The sequence below is a fragment of the Brevibacillus sp. 1238 genome (assembly GCF_029892995.1).
Lineage (GTDB): Bacteria > Bacillota > Bacilli > Brevibacillales > Brevibacillaceae > Brevibacillus > Brevibacillus parabrevis.
Window position 1 is genome coordinate 571,064 of sequence record NZ_JARXWC010000003.1, and the last position, 20,580, is coordinate 591,643.

Genomic DNA, 20,580 nt, shown 5'->3' on the forward strand with positions numbered 1-20,580 from the left:
AGAGCGGGAGGAACCAAAACATGCAGCAACAACATGAGCGAGAGCGGCAACCTGACAGGGAGCGCGCGTTTGACAACCCCGTATGTATTCAAACGTTTACCGAGGGCGAATGCCTGGCCCTTTTGCAAAAAATAGAAGAAAGTCGCACCATTCATTCCGAAGAGCAGCTCGATCAGGCAGAAGCCGCTGTTCTTGCCAGACTGTCAATCTTGCGCATGATGAAAAAAGGCGGAACAGCCATGGCGCAGGAGTGGCTGGACCGGGCTTTGGCGTTGCAACCGAACGATCCGTATGCGCTCGGTGCGCAGCTGCGGCTTTTCTTGCTGCAGTTGCGCAGTCATGAACTGGAGACAGCGTTTCCGACCTTGCGGGAGACGGACAATGTAGTCGCCAAAAGGCGGGCGGTGGAAGTGCTCGTAGACAAGGCGCTCCAGGCCCAAGACGACATCGGCAACTGGCAGGCGATGGCCAAAGCAGCGCTTCGCGTAGCCAACATGCTCGCAGACGAGCAGACGACGGCTTTGGCGGAAGCGATGGTCGCCCTGTACGACAGGCGACAGGTGCTGCTGGAAGAGCTGCTTGCGCGCGTGCAAGCTTATGGAGCCTCGCTTTCCGGCGTCTTTTTTTCCGCCGAGCTGCTTACGCAACTGCAAGAGACGATTCGCGCCCTCAACCAGCAAGCGCAGGAAAAAGAGCAGTTGCTGCCAGAGGAAGATAGCGAGCTGGCGCATGACGGGCCGACCAGCGAGGACCAGGACAAACGGACGGCATTGGAGCAGTTGGAGAGTTTGATCGGTCTGGACGAGATCAAACAGCGCGTGCGCCAGTTGGCCCAGTTTTTGCAATATCGCCAGCTTCGCGAGCAAAAAGGCTGGCACATGCACGACCAGCTCCCGTTGCATCTCGTGCTCATGGGCAATCCTGGCACTGGAAAGACGACATTGGCGCGCTTGATTGCCCGCCTGTACCACGAGTTGGGGCTTTTGGCCAAGGGACAGTTGATTGAAGTAGATCGCTCCCATCTGGTCGGCGGCTATGTCGGCCAGACGGAACAGCGGGTGATGGATGCGATCAAGCAGGCAGACGGCGGCGTCCTGTTTATTGATGAAGCATACAGCTTGAAGCGGCCGGACAGCTCGGGCAGCGACTACGGGCAAAATGCGATCGACACGCTGGTAGCCGCCATGACGAGTGGGGAGTACGCCGGGCGCTTTGTCGTCATGCTCGCTGGCTACCCGGAAGAAATGCGGCACTTTTTGTACGCCAATCCCGGTTTGTACAGCCGTTTTCCCCAGACAGGCCACTTCGTTTTGCCGGATTACTCGGCGGACGAGCTGGTGCAAATTGCCGATGCGGTGGCGGCGCGCAACGATTTTACCTTGACGGATGCCGCCAAGCTGGCCTTGCGCGAGCGAATCGAGAAAGCGCAAGTGGACGACACATTCGGCAACGCCAGAACGGTCACCAGTCTCGTCCTGGATGCGATTTTTGCCAAAGGACGAGCCACGGCGGGCAAAGCTTTGCAATGGGACGATTTCACGATTTTGCGCCCGGAAGATGTCCGCGAGCTGGCTGCGCCCCAGGCGGAAAAGCCTGCGGAGGCAAAGCTTCAGGCGTTGATCGGACTCGATCAGGTGAAATCCGAGCTGAAAAAAATTGCGGCGTACGTCGCGGTGCAGCAGGAGCGCTCGGCAAGAGGCTTGCCCAAGAGCGCGATCGAACTGCACGCTGTATTTACGGGCAATCCGGGTACGGGCAAAACGACCGTCGCCCAGTTGTACGCGCAAATTTTGCAAGAGGTCGGGTATTTGAAGCGCGGCCACCTGGTCACCGTGAGCCGAGCCGATTTGGTCGCGGGATTCGTCGGCCAGACCGCCGCTCTCACTCGCAGAAAAGTGCGGGAGGCATTGGGCGGTGTCCTGTTTATCGACGAGGCGTACGCCTTGCTCGGGAGCAGCCAGCAAGACTTCGGTCAGGAAGCGATTCACACGCTCGTGGAAGAAATGACGCGGCACGCGGAAAACCTCGTCGTAGTGCTGGCGGGCTATCCGCAAGAGATGAGCGGCCTTCTGCTGAGCAATCCCGGGCTTGTGTCCCGCTTTAAAAAGTACATTCACTTTGCCGACTACTCGGTGGCGGAGCTGGTCTGCATCTTGCAACAGGCGGCACAGCAGGCAGGCTATGTGATCGAGGCGAGCGCCGTTGCAGCGATTGCGCAAAGTCTGGAAACAGCCGAGCAGAAGCAGATGCTGCAAGGAAACGGACGGTTGAGCTACAATCTTTTGCAGGAAGCGATCCAAAACCAGGCGATGCGACTCACGAGTATTCCGCGGGAAGCCTGGGATGAAAAGTTGCTCGCGACGCTGTCGTGGAGCGACTTCGAACCGCTTCTGACCTTGCAATCAGAAGAAACCGGGACAAAAGACTAGGTTTTGTCCCACACATCTGTCTTCCTACTCTTTTGACAATTCACCCGATCCCGTATAATGGTAATACAAGCCATGAGGGGAAGGGTGTTTTTTCGTTGCAAAAGAAATGGCATGCTACACTATCTACTACCATCGCCGTAACGATGCTGCTAACCAGTTTGCCAGCGGCGGCCAGACAAGAAGGGGAGAGACGGGGCAATATTGAGATCGAAGCCACAGAGGGGCTGGCGATCGAGAAAACGTCAACCAAAAAGAGCGCGTCCGAACTCGTCATCATCCAGCTGTCAGGCCCTGTCCGTGAAGAGTGGAAAGAGAAGCTGACAGATATGGGAGCGACTTTGGGCGATTACATACCGGACTACGCTTTCCTGGCAAAGCTTGCAGACGAAGAGCAGCAAGAAGAAATCGAGCAGCTTTCCTTCGTGAAAAAAGTGGTTCCGTTTCAGCCGAAAGCCAAACTGGCACCGCAGCTGCGTTCCTCGCTGGAAAAAGACAAGGCGGTAGAGGTGGCGGTGATCGGCTTTGACCAAAACGTCGACATGGTGCGAACAGTAAGCCGTTTAGCCGATGACGCCGATATGGCAGGGCTTGCCACGCCAGAGGACGCACCGCATATTTCGATCGCTACGATGAACGAGGACGCGATTGGGCAGGTCATCGAGTCAGAGGATGTGATCGCGATCGTTCCGGTGCCGCAAAACGAGCTGCACAACGACATCGCGGCCAGCATCATTCATGCGGATGAGCTGTACTCGACAGGATATACAGGAAAAGGGCAGATCGTCGGCGTAGCGGATACCGGGCTTGATACAGGCAAGCTCAGCTCCATGCATCCGGATTTTTCCGGCCAGGTGAAAAGCTTGTACGCGCTTGGACGACCAGACGATGCGAGCGATCGGCACGGGCATGGGACGCACGTAGCTGGCGCGCTGCTCGGAACGGGAGAAGCTTCGGATCAGCAATATAAAGGGATGGCTCCCGGAGCCAAGCTTGTCTTTCATTCGATTCAGGATCGCAGCGGCAACCTGGTGACGGACGTGGAAACGATTTTGCAGGAGGCGTATGTCGACGGAGCGCGGATTCACTCCGACTCATGGGGAGCGAATGACAACGGGGATTACAGTTTAAGCTCGTTTCTGTTCGATCGCTTCTTGTGGGAGCATCCCGACATGACGGCATTGATCGCTGCCGGAAACAAGGGGCTGGCAGGCTATCAAACGATCGGCAGTCCTGCCACGGCGAAAAACGTCATTGCAGTCGGGGCGAGCGAGAGTGTTCGTCCCAGCTTGGGCGAGCATTCCGACAATCAAGACGAAGTGTGGGAAGAAAGCAGTCGCGGCCTGACAGCAGACGGACGCTTGAAGCCAGATATCGTAGCGCCAGGGACATCCATCTTGTCGACCAGGTCTTCGCTTGCTCCGAGCAAAAATTTTGACAAGCGCTTCAACGATTATTATGCCTACATGAGCGGGACGAGCATGGCGACCCCGATTTTGGCGGGCGGTGTCGCGCAAATTCGCCAGTACCTGGACGAGCAGGGGGAAAAAGAGCCAAGCGGAGCGTTGCTCAAGGCCATACTGTTGGCCAGCGCAGATGATTTGGGAGAAGACATGCGCTTGCAAGGCTTTGGCCGTGCCAATCTGCAAGAAGCGATCCAGACGAATTACAAGGATGTACAAGACGGGCTGCGAACGAGAGAAAAAGCCGAGTATGCGATCAAGGTGACGGACAGCTCCAAGCCGCTTGCCATCACGCTTGCCTGGACAGACTATCCCGCATCTTTTGCCGCCCGGCGCACGCTTGTCAACGATTTGAACCTCAAGGTCACTACGCCAAGCGGCGAGCGCCTGAACGGGAACGACTTTTTCGAAGCGCCTTATGACGATCAGGTCGACAACCTCAACAACGTGGAACAAGTGTGGATTGTGGAACCGGAAAAAGGGACGTACACGGTGACCGTGGAAGGCTACAACATTCCGAAAGGCCCGCAGCCATACGCTCTGGCGACGACGGGAAAATGGGCAAAAGCTGACAATGACGGCGGCGACGATGATGGCGAGACAGGGAATGGCGATAACTACGAAGTCAAGAGCGAACTGAAAAAAGGGACACTCGGCAAGAAAACGCCCTACAAGGAATTTACGATTCGCACCTATAACGCGGGCGAACTGGACGTGTCTGCGCAATGGGATGAGGAAGCCGATGTGAATGTGTACGTGTACGACAACAACACGCGGGAGGAATTGGCCGCTGCAACAGGAACGGATAACCCGGAAAAGCTGACGGTGTCGTTGCCAAAGTCCGGCTTGTTCAAGATTCGCGTCGAGCTTGCGGACGGCAAAGAAGCGAAGTTTCAGATGAACATCAGCTATCCAGGAAAAAAGAAGAAGCGGTAGGTTAGCCCAGCGATCAGGAAAAGGAACAGAAAAGGACAAAGCTCTGCGCTAGTACCGAGGCAGAGCTTTGTCTTCTTTTTGCAGCCATTGCTGTGCGTGCAGGGCGATTTCCAGACAGAGACGGCGCTCAGGCGAAGCGAAATCGTCTCCGATCAACTCCGCGATTTTTTCCAGGCGATGATACAGCGTTTGCCGATGGATGAACAATTGCTCGGCGGCCGCCTGCTTGGACAGATTGGCATTCAAATAGACGTGCAGCGTCTGGGTCAGTGCTGATCCATGCTTTTCGTCGTGCGCAAGCAGCGGGCCGAGGTAATCGGTGATGAAATGGTCCAGGACAGGCTCGGCCGGAATGTGAAACAGCAGGCGAAACAACCCCAGATCGGAAAAAAACGGGCTGCTAGAGTCGCGCTGGAAGGTGAGCGCCTGCTCCGCTTCCGCCAGATGTCGTCCCGCATCGGACAAACGCTTGCCCACGCGCCCGATCCCGCAGCGAATTTGGGTGTCTGCTCCGAGCATTTGCAAGGCGATCCGCTTCAAGTCAGTCCACGCCTTTTCCAATGCGCGCCGGGAATCTGCCCGCGGCTTCGGTTCGATCAGCAAAAAATAAAAGCGGTGGCCCATACAGCGGATGAACGGCAAAAAGCCTTGGCGCGTCAACAGCGAACGGTATATCGCGGTCAATTCGTGCGGCGGGAGGGCGCCTTCTGCGGCTGGTTCCGATTTTTCGCAGGAGACGATCAACGTATGGTAGCTCACTGTTTTCACGCTTCCCGACAACCCAAGGAGTGTACGCATATGATCTTCTGTCATCGGCCGATCGGCGATCAGATCGTCGAACAGTCGGTTTTCCATCACCCGGGCTTGTTCTTCGGCAAACATTTTTCGCATAAAAAACTGGGCCATGGCGGAGACGGTGTTGTCGAGCGCAAGCAGCATGTACTCGTCCGCATCCCGCTCGTACAAAATGACGCCTACATAGGCGAGCAAATGCCCCATTGCCATAACCGGCTGGTAGACGAGCTGCTTGGTCATGGATAACGGGTGGAAGCGGACGCTGGCATCACGGGTGTCCTCTTCGGCAAAAAGCGATGCCATCAGCTCGTTCATCTCTACCTGGACGGCGTGGGGCAAAACGGGAACGTACTGGGCCGCGACATCCGGCGAGTAAAACAACACCTGGGTTTGCACGGCCGCCTGAAAATGCTGGAGCAGCTTGGGGATGCTTGCCGCCTGGAGGCTGAGCTGCTGCAAGCCTCGGGAATACGCCTCCAGATCACGCAAAGCCTGCATCTGGCGATTGATCAAATGCTCGTGCAAGTCTTGGGTAATATCGACAAAGCGCACGGGCTGATGGAAGATGATCAGCGGAAACTCGTGATGATCCGCCATTTCCAGCATGTCAGCCGGAATCGCCGGGATGTATTCGCCAAGCTCGATGCACAGCCCGGATGCTTTGCGCCGAATCAATTCAGCCAAATAGGCAAGCCGCTTCTCTTTTGCCCCGCCAAAACCAAGCCCTGTCGAGAGGATGAGTTCGCCGCCATTGAGAAACTGTCCCGTATCTGCTGTTTCCAGGACATGCACCCAGCGAACCGGACGAGCCAGTCCGCGGTGGCCCGCGACCACTTCTGCGTGCTGGAACAGCGGGCGTTTGATTGCTTCTGTGATCGTCAAGCGCCAGTCATTGCTCATGTGCTTCTCCTTTTCCTGCCCGTCTACGTGAAGAGAGCCTTTTTCCAAACGGACAATTGACACTATGTATGATGAATGCTACCGAATGCTTAGCGTTTTGTCTAGTGATGACAAGCTTTATTTTTGGATAAAATGGAATTGTCAAACAAATGAGCGTAAGGAGTTGAAAGGATGAACACAGCCACTGTTGGAAATCCATTGAAAAACTACGTAGGGGGGCAATGGGTGGAGTCGCAGGCAACCCGTTTCGAGGATGTGCCCAATCCGGCGACAGGTGAACTGCTTTCCCGCGTACCGCTGTCGACGAAGGAAGACGTGGACAAGGCCGTTGCCGCTGCGAAGGAAGCTTTCGTAGGCTGGAGCGCAACTCCTGTAGTCGATCGGGCGAGGATCATGTTCCGCTTTCACAGCCTGTTGATGAAGCACGAGGACGAGCTGGCACGGATGATCACGCTGGAGAACGGCAAAAATTTGCCGGAGGCGCAGGCAGAGCTGTTGCGCGGGCTGGAAATGGTCGAGTTTGCCTGCGGGATGCCGACCTTGCTGATGGGCGAGACGCTGCCGAACATCGCGGCCAACATTGACAGCCAGTCGATCCGCTTCCCGCTCGGTGTCGTCGGCGGGATTACACCGTTCAACTTCCCGGTGATGGTTCCGATGTGGATGTATCCAATCGCGATTACGGCGGGCAATACGTTCGTTCTCAAACCGTCGGAGCGTACTCCGCTGTCCTGTATCCGCATTGCCGAATTGCTGAAAGAAGCAGGCTTGCCGGACGGCGTATTCAACGTCGTTCACGGCGCTCACGATGTCGTCAACGGCTTGTTGGAGCATCCTGATGTGAAGGCCATCTCCTTCGTCGGCTCGCAGCCGGTAGCGGAGTACGTGTACAAAACGGCGGCCGCTCACGGCAAACGCGTGCAGGCGCTGGCGGGCGCGAAAAATCACCATTTGGTCATGCCGGATACCGACTTGAAGCGGGCGGCGAAAACGATCGTCAGCTCGGCGTTCGGTTGCGCTGGCGAGCGATGCATGGCGGCGAGTGCCGTGGTTGCTGTGGAGGAAATCGCCGACGAACTGGTGGCGCATCTGATCGAAGAATCCAATGCACTGAAGATGGGCAACGGTCTTGAGGCAGGCGTCGATCTCGGTCCGGTCATCCGTGACGCGCATTTGTCCAAAGTCCACAGCTACATCGAAAAGGGAGTGGAATCCGGGGCAGCGTTGGTGCGAGACGGACGGGAGGATGCGAAACAACAAGGGAGCGGCTATTTCCTCGGCCCGACCATTTTTGACCAGGCGGATGCGGAAATGGTCATCGTGCGCGACGAAATTTTTGCGCCTGTGCTCAGTGTCATGCGCGTGAGCAACTTTGAAGAAGGATTGGCGACGATCAGCCGTTCCCGCTTCGGCAACGGGGCGACGATTTACACGAACAACGGAAAATGGGGCAGAGAATTTGTGCAGCGGGTGGAAGCAGGGATGGTCGGCGTCAATGTCGGCGTGCCCGCGCCTATGGGCTTTTTCGCCTTCTCGGGCTGGAAAGAATCGTTTTACGGAGATCTCCACGCAAACGGCAAGGACGGCGTCATGTTCTTCACCAAGAAAAAGACGGTCACCTCCAGATGGTTTGAAGATGGCGATACAAGCATCGGCTCGCAAAAAGTGTTCGTCAAATAAAGGGGGCTTTCGCGATGGAGCAAGATCAACAGTTGCAAGAGTACGACAAGGACAGCCTGCTTGCGTCAGACCGCGAGCACATGTGGCACCACATGTCGCCCTACAATCCGAACCCGATGATCGTGACAGGCGCCCAAGGCTCCTGGATCACCGATATTGACGGCAATCGCTACCTGGATGGCATGTCGGGCCTGTGGTGTGTCAACGTCGGCTACGGGCGCAAGGAGCTGGCAGACGCCGCCTACGAGCAGTTGAAGCAGCTCGCCTATTTTCCGCTGACGCAGAGCCATGTGCCTGCGATCCGGCTCGCGGAAAAAGTCAGCGAGTGGCTGGGGGAAGAGTATCGCGTCTTCTTTTCCAACAGCGGGTCGGAGGCGAACGAAGTCGCATTCAAAATCGCGCGCCAGTACCATCACCAGAACGGAGAACCGGGGCGCTACAAGTTCATTTCGCGCCACCGCGCTTATCACGGCAACACGATGGGGGCGCTGGCTGCGACAGGCCAAGCAGTGCGCAAGGAAAAGTACGAGCCGCTCGCACCAGGATTTTTGCACGTTCCGCCGCCGTACTGTTATCGCTGTCCAGCGGGAAAATCGTACGGCAAGTGCAATCTGGAATGCGCCCAGTATTTCGATCAGGTGATCAACTGGGAAGGCGAGAAAACAGTGGCTGCGGTGATTATGGAGCCGACGATTACGGGCGGGGGAGTGCTCGTCCCGTCACCGGAGTACATGCCGAAGGTGCGGGAGATTTGCGACAAGTACGGCGTCCTGATGATCGTCGATGAGGTCATTTGCGGGTTTGGCCGCTCCGGCAAACATTTTGGCCATCAAAACTTCGGCATCAAGCCGGACATCGTCACGATGGCAAAAGGAATTACGAGCGCGTACTTGCCTCTGTCGGCAACAGCCGTGCGGGCGGACATCGCCGACAAGTTCAACGAGCAGGGCAATAATGCGCACTTCCGCCACGTCAACACGTTTGGCGGCAATCCGGCCGCCTGTGCGCTCGCGTTGAAAAACCTCGAAATTTTGGAAGAGGAAAAACTGGTCGAGCGTTCGGAACAGTTGGGAGCGGAACTGCGGGCCAAGCTGGCGTTTCTCGCGGATCATCCTTACGTCGGCGACATTCGCAGCTTCGGCTTCCTGATGGGGATCGAGCTGGTGGAGGATCGCAAAACAAAAGAGCCTGCCGCACCGGCGAAGCTCACACAGGTGATCGGCGAATGCAAAAAGCGCGGACTCATCATCGGCCGCAACGGCGACACGATTCCAGGCTTCAACAACGTGCTCACCCTGTCTCCGCCGTTTTCCACGACTAGCGAGGACATCGACTTTATTGCCCGCGTCATGAAAGAAGCTTTCGATACGTTGGAGTAGGAGCGGTCTATATAGCGTACTAGAGAGAAAAAAGCAGCCGCACCCGGCGTTCCGCTTTCGTGAGCGGCCAGGTGCGGCTTGCTGTGATGCTATTTTTGGTCGTACCGTTTTTGCAGCTTGGCTTTATGGGCATCGAGAATCTCTTCAAACGGAATCTCGTACTGGTTGGCGAGCAGGATCAAGTTACCGAGCACATCCCCCAGTTCCTCGACCAACTCCTGACGCGCTTCATGCGCCGCTTTTTCCTCTTCGTCCGGCCGATCTCTGCCAATTTCAATCGCCCGTACCGCGCGGGCAAGCTCGCCTGCTTCTTCCATCAGGAAGCCGACGCGAATAAACGGCCCGTACTGCGTCCAACCGCGCTCCTCGTAAAAATCTCCTACCCATTTCTGAAATTCCGTGATATTCAAACGTATCTGTCCCTTCTAGATTTTTGTATAATTGTACTATACACCAAAAAGTGGTGCTCGCAGCCACACAACTTTGATTGGTCTAGGAGGATGACATGAAACGTATCTGTGTTTTTGCAGGTTCCAACCCGGGAGTAAACCCGGCTTTTGCCGAGTACGCAGAAGCATTGGGCAAAGAACTGGTCAAACGAGAGCTTGAACTGGTATACGGTGGCTCCAACATGGGACTGATGGGGCGAGTGGCGAATACGGTTCTCTCGGCAGGAGGGAGCGCGATTGGCGTCATGCCGACAGGATTGTTTCGCGGTGAGATCGTACATACGGGTCTGACCGAACTGCATGAAGTTGTATCCATGCACGAGCGAAAAGCGAAAATGAACGACTTGTCCGATGGCTTTATCGCCTTGCCGGGCGGCTACGGAACGTTTGAAGAAATTTTTGAAGTGGTGAGCTGGGGGCAGATCGGGATTCACAGCAAGCCGATTGGTCTTCTGAATGTCGACGGCTACTACACTCCGCTGATGGAACTGGTGCGGCACGCTACCGAGACAGGCTTCATCCCGCAGATGCAGGGAGAGTTGGTCGTGTGCGAGAGCGATCCGGCCGTGTTGCTCGATCGTCTGCGCGATTACAAGCCGCCTGTCAAAGGAAACAAATGGTCAGAGCTGACTGAAGAGTAGCCGCCATATAAAAAAGCAGTTCGCTGTTTCAAAAGGGCGAACTGCTTTGCTTTTCTGATAAAATCATTTTCATTAAACGAAAAAGCGTTGACACAAAGTAAGAGCAAGTGATAATGTAAATGATCATATATCCAAGTGAACATATAGGAATAGTCATTATATGTTTCTGCTTCATACATAAGGAGGAACGGTCATGATCAAAACAAACAAATGGCTCCAGCTTTCCGCCACAGCGGTACTGCTTTCTGCACTGGTGCTTCCGCAAGCAGCCGGAGCAGCGCAAGCGAATCAACCTGTTGCCGTATTGGCAAAAGAAACGGTGGCTGCAACAGCCAAAGCCGAATACGCCAGCTATCTTGCCCAGCAATATGGCATTTCTATTGACAAAACAGTATCGCGCAGCCAATTTTCCCAAGCGCTGGCGAAAGTTGTGGCCGCTACTCAAAGTATAACGGAAAAAGAAGCGCTCGCCAAAGCTTATGTTCCGGAAGCGAAGGCGGGAGCAACGAAAATCGCTGCCTGGGAAGCGATCAGTGCCTCTGTCAAGGCAGCGGGATTGGCTGAGCTTGCTTACACATACAGCGAGGACAAGGTAGCATCTGCCTGGAAGGAAGCAGGTCTTGCCTACCAAAAAGGCGGAGCGGTTTCGCTGCAAGCGGCACAGGAAGTAGCCTCAGCAATTGATACCGGGCTTGTATCGGCAAACACCTTGGCAGCAATCAAGGCCGAAGGCGATACGACAACTGAATTGGCGGTAGAGCTGCTGGCGAAAGTGGTAGAGTTCCACGGCGACTACAAGAACTATCTCGGGACTGTGCAGGAGTCGGGCATTTACGGCAAGCTGGCGCAAGCCTGGAGCGAATCGTCGATTATCAAGGCAGGGGAGCTGCAAAAGCTCATTGATACGGGCTTGAAGCAAAATCTGTACACAGGCTACAACTTGAAAGATGCGGCATTCGACCCGCATTTTGATCCGGCGCGCACAATCACGTACGGACATAGCGACTTGACTCATGCGATTCAACTGATCGGCTTGCTCAAGAGCGAGGGCATCGACGCGAAAATCCAGTTTGAGCCGAAAACGTCTGCTTTCATCTACTTGAAAGAGTGGGGAGAGCCGACGCAGACAGATGATTATCAAGTGGTCCAGATCGAAAACGGCAATTTCATCGCTTATGCGAAAGAATACGATTTGAGCTTTGAGTTTGCGAGCGAGGCTGAGAAAGAGCGCTTCCAGCCGCTCGTGCTGAAATACGCCAAACGGGATCAGGAAGACACTACCGGGCTCTTGGCAGCATCCTGGTGGCAGCCGCTCTACCATTCCCGCACGGAGCTTGCCGATTATCCGGTAATTACGAACAACGTGATCAAAGAAGGTCGCTACGTCGTCCAGACGTTCTCCCTGAACGAGGAGTCGGCAAAAGTGGTTGCCGGCTTGAAAAAGCTCAGCGACAAACTGAATGTCGAGACGTACAAGTTTTGGGTAGACCAGCCGTTCTTCAATTACTTGCACGGCGAATCGAAGTAAAGTCCATCGCGATCGCTTTTCGTCCAAAAGCCTTGTTTTCCGTACGCGGGAGCAAGGCTTTTGCCAGTTGCTGTCCTGTTTTCGGCTTGCGAAGCAATTTGCCTCACCGAAAAGTGGAACCATTTGGTAAACTGGAAAAGACAAACATCCGGCAAGAGGGAAGCGGGGAGAGAGTACCGTGATTGTGAAATATATGATTGCCTTGTTTTCTAGCGTATGCCTGTCAGCAACAGTGTCAGCCGCCGCCTACAGTGTGGCTCCTAGCTGGCAACAGGCGGATTCGAGTCAAGGGATGCACGCCCAAGCCGTACAGGAGCTGTCCCAGACTTCGCTGCTCGGTTTTTTGCAGACGGGCAAGTGGCAGCGAGATACTTTGCGCAGACAGCTTGGACAGCCAGTCAAAACATTTGACGGATATGAATATTTTCAAAAGGGCGTAGCCGTCAAGTGGGACGAAAACGAGCGTGCATTCGGAGTGCTGGCTGACTCTGCGTTCACGGGAGAGATCGTCCCGGGCATTACCGTCCAAACTGCGAAAAAGGAGCTTTTGCGCAAGCTGGGAACTCCACTATTCTCGCAACAGGAGCAAGAGCTGATCGGTTACGCGTATCCGAATTACTATTTGTTTGTGACGTTTGCCGGGGAAAAGGTCAAAGCTTTTTCGCTCTACCGTCGCGATCCTCTCACAGACACCCGGGCGATCCTTGACATGGCAAGACATTTGCAAGAATACGGCGAAAAGCTCGCAGAGCCGGCCAATTCCGGGTCATTTTCCATCTTTGCCGCCTGGGGCCAGCCTGATTTCACCTACCATTTGCATGGAATCGGCACGTACGCCTGGGAGTATCCGTCCAGAGGAATCGCCTATGACGGCGCCCCGGAGGATGGGACTTTGACGATTTACAGCAATTTTCCGGCGAAAAGCGAGCTGCCTGCCTTGGCGAAGCTGCCGCATGTGACGATTTCAGCGGAAGACGCGCTCTTTTTGGCGGAAAAAGAGCGAATCGAGCTGGAAAAAGCCAACGTGGCACGAGCGAAGAGCGAAGGAATTGCCTCGCCCGATCAAAAAACGATCGCGGTGCCCGATTCGGAAGGGTTGTACAGTTCGACGAACATTCGTTTTTACAATAAGGATTACCAGCCGCTCGCCCAGTTGTATCCGGGACATTTCGTCAATAAGCTCACCTGGCTCGACAACAACTGGATTTTGTACGAAACGATGCTGGGTGTTGGCGCGTACCACGTTCCTGCGCAAAAGAACAGTGTCATCGTTGCGATGGACAAGCAGCCGGGAGTGCCCTTCACGGTTTTTGATATCAACCAAACCCGCATAAACACAACGAAAAAAGAAATCGTCTTTGAAGTGGGGACAGAAGCGAAAAAGTTGTACACCGTCACGTACCAAATCGCGGGTGAGCGCATTTTCTTCACTTGGAAAAAATAAAGCCACCTCCCGTTGCGCGAAGCTGCGCAGGAGCTGGCAAGGCGAGCGTTGCTTCATTCGTTTCGGTCCTCTTCTTGTTCCGCGAGGTAGGAGCGCATGCCCCGCACGAACAGCTCGCGAATCACTTCCTGCTGGGTTTTGCTGCTGACGAGCGCGCGAATTTGCTCCAGTTCGGCAACCAGCTCGGAATCGAGGTGGAGATTGACGGTCTTTCCTTTGTGGCGGGGATGGATTTCTCCATGGCTGGCGACCTGGCGGATCGTCCCATCCAGAATGGTGCGCGGATCAAGCTGCTTCGGGTCGGGTATGTACAGGCACGGTGCTTCCAAAATAATATGGGTCAGTTCTTCGCTGAAACGAATGGCGAGGGGCTGCCCCTTTTTTTTGTGAAAGTCGCGTATTTGCCGGGAAAACGCCTGATTGTCCACGGTATTTTCCAGCATGATGACGGCCAGTTCCATAGTGCCTCCTTACGGGAGAGGGAAAAACAACTCTTCTTCCGGTACTGCCGGCACGACTTCTCCCGTTGTTTCCAATTGAACTTGGTAAAAAAAGCGAAGATCATGGCGCGAGACAGCCGTGACCAATGCCCAGCAAAAGTCCCGATTGGCCTGGCGGAGCTGCACGCGGTCCAAAACATCATACGCAGGGGCAAGCAGTCCTTTTTCATCTAAAAACGCCAGCACGGCTTCGCGCGGATACAGAAAGCGTTTGTTCCCTTGCTTGCTCGCGAGCAGGGGAAAAGCTTCCCGTTCATCGACGCCATCTCCCAAGTAGCCGTTGTCCGACCAGCGCTTGATGGAGGCCATGCTGCCGTAGCGCCCCTGCTTTTGGTTCAGCAGGTCGAGAATTTCCCGCGAGGACAAATACGTTTTCCGCTGTTCCAACTGCTCCAGATAGGCGTGCTGTTCCTGTTCCAGCTCGGCAAGCAGGGCGTGCAGCTCGGCGATTTGTTTTTTGGTCTGCTCGATTTTTTGGGCGTAGTCCCTCATCTGACAAACTCCTTTGCCGCCGTGGTTATTGTTAGCCTATTCGCTGCTGAAATCATTCATGACTGCGCGAGCGAAATGATTGCATCGCAAACATATGCTGCCGTGAAATGAAACAATCATAAAACGCGTTGCTTGCACATTGATTAATAGCAAGCATCTTATTCGAGCTGGCAAGGAGGTTGTGTATGGATGAGCGTGCCCAATGATCTGCAAAAAAATTTTAGCGAAGTGGTGAGCGCCCTAAAACCGAAAGAGGCGGTCGATGAGGCGAATCGCTGCCTGTTCTGCTACGACGCCCCCTGTATCAAGGCTTGTCCCACATCGATTGACATTCCTTCGTTCATTCGCAAAATCGCCACAGGCAATTTGCTCGGTTCGGCGAGGACGATCATGGAATCCAATCCGGTAGGGGCAAGCTGTGCTCGTGTTTGTCCGACCGAGGAACTGTGCGAGGGCGCCTGTGTGCTCAATCACGCCTCCAAGCCAATCATGATCGGTTTGTTGCAACGCCACGCGACCGACTGGGCGATTGCGAACAAAGCCAGTCTGTTTCAGAAAGGAGAGCCTGCCGGAAAGCGGGTGGCGATCATTGGCGCGGGACCAGCCGGGCTGTCGGCGGCGCGGGAACTGGCCCGTCTCGGTTACGAGGTCACGATGTACGAAGCGAAAGAAAAAGCGGGCGGCCTGAACACGTACGGCATTGTCTCCTTCCGGCTGCCGCAGGAAGTTTCGCTGTGGGAGGTCGAGCAAGTAGAGGCGCTCGGCGTCAAAATCCACACCAACACGCGGATCGGCGTCGACATCATGCCCGATGAGCTTTTTGCCAACTACGACTCGGTTTTGCTCGCGGCAGGCATGGCCAAAGTGCCTTCGCTCCAGATTCCGGGGGAAGAGCTGGAAGGCGTTTTGGATGCGATTACATTGGTGGAGGAGACGAAAACAAAGCCGCTGTCTGCTGAGATGGTCGGCAAAAAAGTAGTCGTGATCGGCGCAGGGAACACAGCGATTGACGCCGCGACCTGTTCGAAGCGGCTGGGTGCGGACAACGTGCAAATTTTGTATCGGAGAACCGTGCAGGAAATGAGCTGTTACCAGTTTGAATACGAGTTTGCCAAACAGGATGGCGTAGAGTTTCGCTGGCTGGTTGCCCCGACGCGCGTGCTTGGAGAAGGCGGGCGTGTGACTGGGCTGGAGCTGATCCGCATGCAGCTTGGAGAGCCGGATGCCAAAGGCAGAAAACGCCCGGTTCCTGTCGCTGGCAGCGAGTTCGTGATCGAGGTGGATTTCGTAGTGAAAGCGATCGGCCAAAACCGCCATCTGCCGTTGATCGATCTGCTTGGCTTGCAGCATCAAAACGGCATCGTCGCGGTTGAGGAAGGCACGTATCGCACATCGAATCCGCAAGTATTTGCCGCAGGGGACGTGATTTTCGGCGGAGGGAAGACCGATGCGATGGTAGTGGATGCAGCCAATCACGGCAAGCGTGCCGCTCACGCGATTCACAAGGCGATCAGCGAGAAGCAGCCTGTCTGAACAAGCAGGCGGGCGCAGCAAGCAGCCCTCTGAGCCTGTTTTTGCAGCAGATCAGGGGAGTACGGCGGGCATATTCTCGCCAAAAGATGGAGGAGTCCGATCATGGCCGATCTTTCTATCAATCTCGCAGGTATTCAATCCCCCAATCCGTTCTGGCTGGCCTCAGCGCCGCCGACGAACTCGGGCTATCAAGTCCAGCGCGCTTTCGAAGCGGGGTGGGGCGGTGCAGTCTGGAAAACGTTGGGAGAACCGATCGTCAACGTCACCTCGCGTTTTGCCGGATTGAATTTTGGCGGGCAACGCGTGTTCGGCTTCAACAACATCGAGTTGATTACGGATAAACCGTTGGAAGTGAACCTGAAGGAAATGGATGAAACGAAGAAGCGTTTTCCGAAACACACCTTGATTGCCTCGCTGATGGTGGAGCACAAGCAAGAGGCGTGGCACGAGATCGTCAAAAAGGTGGAAGCGATCGGCGTCGATGGCCTGGAACTGAACTTCGGCTGTCCGCACGGCATGGCGGAGCGGGGAATGGGTTCGGCGGTCGGGCAGCATCCCGACTTGATCCGCCAGCAGGTCGAGTGGGTAAAAGAAGTGGCGCAGACGCCTGTGATCGTCAAGCTGACGCCCAATATTACGGATATTCGCTTTACAGCCAGAGCCGCTTCAGCAGGAGGAGCGGATGCCGTCAGCATGATCAACACGATCAACAGCTTGATGGGCGTGGATTTGGACAAATGGCTGCCGATTCCCCACGTAGACGGAAAAGGGGCGCATGGCGGCTACTGCGGGCCTGCCGTGAAGCCGATCGCCCTGAACATGGTGGCGGAGTGTGCCCGCGATCCGTTTGTCCGCCTGCCGATTTCCGGTATTGGGGGCATCTCCAACTGGCGGGATGCGGTCGAGTTTTTGCTGATGGGCGCGACTGGCGTACAGGTGTGCACAGCGGCGATGCACCACGGCTTCCGGATTGTCGAAGACATGATCGACGGCTTGAACAACTATTTGGATCAGCGGGGAATCGCGTCAGTGATGGACATCGTGGGCAAAGCGGTACACACCTACTCGGATTGGGGCCATCTGAACCTCAACTACAAAGTAGTCGCCCGCATTCACGAAGAAACCTGTATCAACTGCAACAAATGCCATATCGCCTGTGAAGACACGTCTCACCAGTGCATCGATATCGTCAGCGATGCAGCGACTGGCAAAGAACGGCTGGTCGTGCGCGAGGAAGACTGCGTCGGCTGCAATCTGTGCTCGATCGTCTGTCCGGTAGAAGGAACGATTGAGATGGTAGAAATCCCGTCGAACCAGCCGCCGCTTTCCTGGAACCAGCGTCAGGCGGCACTTGCTGGCGGCGGCAGCTGCGAGACGTGAGTGGGACTTCTGGCATGATGGAGGCAAAAGCGGCATAGCATGTACGAGGAAAGATTGTCTCATTCACGCACGGCAGAGGAAAGGAGCGAAACAAGCGATGAAAAAATGGATTCGCAACGGGACGATTGTGACCGCGTCTGACACGTACCAGGCAGACGTGCTGATCGAGGGAGAGAAAGTCGTGGCGATCGGCTCTCAATTGCAAGCAGGCGATGCGGAAGTGATAGACGCGTCAGGCTGTTACTTGTTTCCAGGCGGGATCGACCCGCATACGCATCTCGACATGCCGTTTGGCGGCACCGTTACTTCGGATAACTTTTTCACGGGCACAAAAGCAGCGGCATTCGGCGGGACGACGAGCATCGTGGACTTTTGCCTGACGACCAAGGGAGAGTCGCTTCATTCCGCGATTGCTACCTGGCACGAAAAAGCACGGGGCAAGGCCGTCATCGACTACGGATTCCACTTGATGGTGTCCGATGCGAACGACGATGTGCTGGAAGAGCTGGAGGCAGTCGTCAACAACGAAGGGATTACTTCGCTCAAAGTATTTATGGCCTACAAAAATGTGCTGATGGCCGATGACGAGACGTTGTTCAAAACGCTCATCCGCGCAAAAGAGCTGGGGGCACTCGTCCAGGTGCATGCGGAAAACGGCGACGTGCTGGATTATTTGACCAAACAAGCGCTGGCTGAGGGAAATACCGATCCGGTGTACCACGCCTATACACGTCCGCCGGAAGCGGAAGGAGAGGCGACGGGACGCGCGATTGCTCTTACGGCGCTGGCGGATGCCCAGCTCTACGTCGTGCATGTGTCGTGTGCCGATGCCGTTCGCCGGATTGCCGAAGCGCGTGAAAAAGGCTGGAACGTGTACGGAGAAACGTGTCCGCAATATTTGGTGCTGGACATCACGGCATTGGAACAGCCGAATTTTGAAGGAGCCAAATACGTCTGGTCGCCTCCCTTGCGCGAAAAGTGGAACCAGGACGTGCTGTGGAGCGCCCTGAAAAACGGCATTTTGCAGACAGTCGGCTCCGATCACTGCCCGTTCAACTTCTCCGGGCAAAAAGAACTCGGGCGCGGCGATTTCACGAAAATTCCCAACGGAGGGCCAATCATCGAAGACCGTATGACGATCTTGTTCTCCGAAGGGGTGCAGAAGGAGAAAATCAGCCTCAACCAATTCGTGGACATCACCTCGACGAAGGTTGCCAAGCTGTTCGGCATGTTTCCGCAAAAAGGCACGATTGCAGTCGGTTCCGATGCGGATATTGTTTTGTTTGATCCGAATATTCAGCGGACGATCTCGGTGGAGACGCATCATATGAACGTGGACTACAACCCGTTTGAAGGAATGCAAGTGTACGGCGATGTCATTTCCGTTCTCTCGCGCGGCTCCTTCGTCGTTCGCAACAAGCAGTTTGTCGGCCAGGCGGGAGCAGGGCGCTACGTCAAACGCTCCACTTTTGCCAGACCGTAGTGATTACAACAGGAAGGCGCGAGGAGGGATAGGCATGGCGGATCGAGTACGGATTGGTCTGATTCAGGCCAAAAATGAGGTGCATGGCGACGAGCCTGTGCATCTGCACAAGGAAAAGGCAATCGAAAAGCATGTAAAAATGGTGCGGGACGCCGCTGCCAAAGGGGCGCAAATCGTCTGCCTGCAAGAAATTTTTTACGGCCCGTATTTTTGTGCAGAGCAGAGCACGAAATGGTACGAGTCGGCGGAAGAGGTGCCCAACGGCCCCACAGTCCAGCAGTTTTGCGCCCTGGCGAAGGAGCTTGGCACCGTGATCATTTTGCCTGTGTACGAAAAAGTCGGAATCGCCACGTACTACAATACAGCGGCCGTCATCGATGCGGACGGCACGTATTTGGGCAAGTACCGCAAGCAGCACATCCCGCATGTCGGGGTCGGCAGCAGCGGCTGCGGTTTTTGGGAGAAATATTACTTCAAGCCAGGCAATATGGGGTACCCGGTTTTCGATACCGCTTTTGCCAAAGTAGGCGTTTATATTTGCTACGACCGCCACTTCCCGGAAGGGGCGCGTCTGTTGGGACTGAACGGCGCGGAAATCGTCTTCAATCCTTCTGCGACTGTAGCGGGGCTGTCCGAGTATTTGTGGAAGCTCGAACAGCCTGCGCACGCCGTGGCAAACGGCTACTACGTCGCCGCGATCAACCGGGTCGGGACGGAAGCGCCGTGGAACATGGGCGAATTTTACGGCCAGTCGTATCTGGTCGATCCGCGAGGCCAGTTCGTCGCTGTTGGCAGCCGCGACCAGGATGAAGTGATCGTGGCGGACATGGATCGCAGCAAAATCAGGGAAGTGCGGGATACGTGGCAATTTTATCGGGATCGCCGCCCGGAAACGTACGAAGACATGGTGAAATTGCTGCCGTAATGCAAAGAGGGGGAGACGCCGGTTATGCGTCTTCCTCCTTTTCACATCGGGAAAAAGGAGCGCTCCGGCATGAAGAGGAAAGAAACGGTCTATCGGGGAGTGGAGTATGAGGAAGCCATGCGAGTCGTCCAGGCGCAGAAGTACGAACGCGCCGAACGCCGTCATTTTACAAATGGCGCAAGCGCCAAAGCTGTGTTTGGATCAGGGGTGTACCTGGTAAGCAATCCGGTGGTTGCGGCGCAGTACGCCATTTGCCATGCCGAGACGATCGGAGACAAGGCTGTCGTGCTCAAGCAAGAGGTCGATGTGCCCGGGCTTCTCCAATTGGACGAGCGCTTTGGCGAAAACGAGCTGCGCAGGGAAGCGCTGCGGTACAGGCATTCCCCCGAAGAGCTGGAACAGCGTGTTGCGAACATGGAGCATCAGGAGTGGCTGGAATGGACAGGGGACGAGGTGCGGGCCTATTTGCTCGCCTGTGGATACCGGGGGATTCGCTATCGGATCACCCCGGACCTTACGTACTACGTCTGTTATGAGCCTGATGCGCAAATCAAAGCGATTTCGATCCTTTCTGTGCTCGAACTGTGAGAAATCACCCAAGACTATCGACGTACTCGCCGTAGTTT

General features: G+C 55.4%; 16 protein-coding genes. 12 read left to right on the forward strand and 4 right to left on the reverse strand.

Annotated elements, in window-relative coordinates:
- The first annotated feature begins 20 nt into the window (after positions 1-20).
- Both M2298_RS10460 and M2298_RS10465 read left to right on the forward strand, forming a co-directional pair.
- Positions 21-2,429 (forward strand): AAA family ATPase, encoded by a 2,409-nt coding sequence (locus tag M2298_RS10460; protein ID WP_280648486.1) that lies wholly within the window; start codon positions 21-23, stop codon positions 2,427-2,429.
- A gap of 143 nt (positions 2,430-2,572) precedes the next feature.
- Positions 2,573-4,825: a S8 family serine peptidase gene (locus M2298_RS10465; protein WP_173599518.1), complete on the forward strand. Its 2,253-nt coding sequence runs from the start codon at positions 2,573-2,575 to the stop codon at positions 4,823-4,825.
- Positions 4,826-4,873: 48 nt separating this feature from the next.
- Here the strand turns inward: M2298_RS10465 and M2298_RS10470 are convergent, their stop codons facing one another.
- Complete coding sequence (locus tag M2298_RS10470) at positions 4,874-6,520, reverse strand: PucR family transcriptional regulator (RefSeq protein ID WP_280648487.1); 1,647 nt, start codon at positions 6,518-6,520, stop codon at positions 4,874-4,876.
- Between the two features lie 171 nt (positions 6,521-6,691).
- Between M2298_RS10470 and M2298_RS10475 the strand changes: the two genes are divergently transcribed.
- The gene (locus M2298_RS10475) at positions 6,692-8,200 is read left to right on the forward strand and encodes a CoA-acylating methylmalonate-semialdehyde dehydrogenase (RefSeq protein WP_217021245.1); all 1,509 of its coding nucleotides are present in this window, start codon (positions 6,692-6,694) and stop codon (positions 8,198-8,200) included.
- A gap of 14 nt (positions 8,201-8,214) precedes the next feature.
- Entirely contained in the window at positions 8,215-9,579 is a 1,365-nt protein-coding gene (locus M2298_RS10480; RefSeq protein ID WP_122965404.1) for an aspartate aminotransferase family protein, read from the forward strand.
- Positions 9,580-9,668: 89 nt separating this feature from the next.
- Here M2298_RS10480 and M2298_RS10485 read toward each other — a convergent pair whose 3' ends face one another.
- On the reverse strand, positions 9,669-9,989 hold the full coding sequence (locus M2298_RS10485) for a MazG nucleotide pyrophosphohydrolase domain-containing protein (protein ID WP_217021243.1): 321 nt from the start codon (positions 9,987-9,989) through the stop codon (positions 9,669-9,671).
- Positions 9,990-10,084: 95 nt separating this feature from the next.
- On the opposite strand from M2298_RS10485, the gene M2298_RS10490 reads away from it, so the two are divergent.
- The 3 genes from M2298_RS10490 to M2298_RS10500 all read left to right on the forward strand — a co-directional run bounded on the left by M2298_RS10490 (position 10,085) and on the right by M2298_RS10500 (position 13,641).
- Positions 10,085-10,669, forward strand: a complete 585-nt coding sequence (locus M2298_RS10490) for an LOG family protein (protein ID WP_122965406.1) — start codon at positions 10,085-10,087, stop codon at positions 10,667-10,669.
- A gap of 193 nt (positions 10,670-10,862) precedes the next feature.
- Complete coding sequence (locus M2298_RS10495; protein WP_217021241.1) at positions 10,863-12,197, forward strand: hypothetical protein; 1,335 nt, start codon at positions 10,863-10,865, stop codon at positions 12,195-12,197.
- Positions 12,198-12,375: 178 nt separating this feature from the next.
- Positions 12,376-13,641, forward strand: coding sequence for a hypothetical protein (locus tag M2298_RS10500; protein WP_280648488.1), 1,266 nt, complete (start codon positions 12,376-12,378; stop codon positions 13,639-13,641).
- Positions 13,642-13,694: 53 nt separating this feature from the next.
- Here the strand turns inward: M2298_RS10500 and M2298_RS10505 are convergent, their stop codons facing one another.
- Both M2298_RS10505 and M2298_RS10510 read right to left on the reverse strand, forming a co-directional pair.
- Complete coding sequence (locus M2298_RS10505) at positions 13,695-14,102, reverse strand: hypothetical protein (RefSeq protein WP_122965408.1); 408 nt, start codon at positions 14,100-14,102, stop codon at positions 13,695-13,697.
- Positions 14,103-14,111: 9 nt separating this feature from the next.
- The gene (locus M2298_RS10510; protein WP_217021233.1) at positions 14,112-14,633 is read right to left on the reverse strand and encodes a hypothetical protein; all 522 of its coding nucleotides are present in this window, start codon (positions 14,631-14,633) and stop codon (positions 14,112-14,114) included.
- A gap of 189 nt (positions 14,634-14,822) precedes the next feature.
- Between M2298_RS10510 and M2298_RS10515 the strand changes: the two genes are divergently transcribed.
- The 5 genes from M2298_RS10515 (at position 14,823) to M2298_RS10535 (ending at position 20,542) form a co-directional block, all read left to right on the forward strand.
- On the forward strand, positions 14,823-16,166 hold the full coding sequence (locus M2298_RS10515; protein WP_280648489.1) for an NAD(P)-dependent oxidoreductase: 1,344 nt from the start codon (positions 14,823-14,825) through the stop codon (positions 16,164-16,166).
- 102 nt (positions 16,167-16,268) lie between these two features.
- Positions 16,269-17,546 (forward strand): NAD-dependent dihydropyrimidine dehydrogenase subunit PreA, encoded by a 1,278-nt coding sequence (preA, locus tag M2298_RS10520; RefSeq protein ID WP_122965411.1) that lies wholly within the window; start codon positions 16,269-16,271, stop codon positions 17,544-17,546.
- A gap of 97 nt (positions 17,547-17,643) precedes the next feature.
- Positions 17,644-19,029, forward strand: a complete 1,386-nt coding sequence (gene hydA / locus M2298_RS10525; protein WP_173596573.1) for a dihydropyrimidinase — start codon at positions 17,644-17,646, stop codon at positions 19,027-19,029.
- Between the two features lie 34 nt (positions 19,030-19,063).
- A complete protein-coding gene (locus M2298_RS10530) occupies positions 19,064-19,954 on the forward strand; it encodes a nitrilase-related carbon-nitrogen hydrolase (protein WP_173596574.1) in 891 nt (296 codons plus the stop codon).
- 69 nt (positions 19,955-20,023) lie between these two features.
- Positions 20,024-20,542, forward strand: coding sequence for a hypothetical protein (locus M2298_RS10535; RefSeq protein WP_122965414.1), 519 nt, complete (start codon positions 20,024-20,026; stop codon positions 20,540-20,542).
- Positions 20,543-20,580 lie beyond the last annotated feature (38 nt).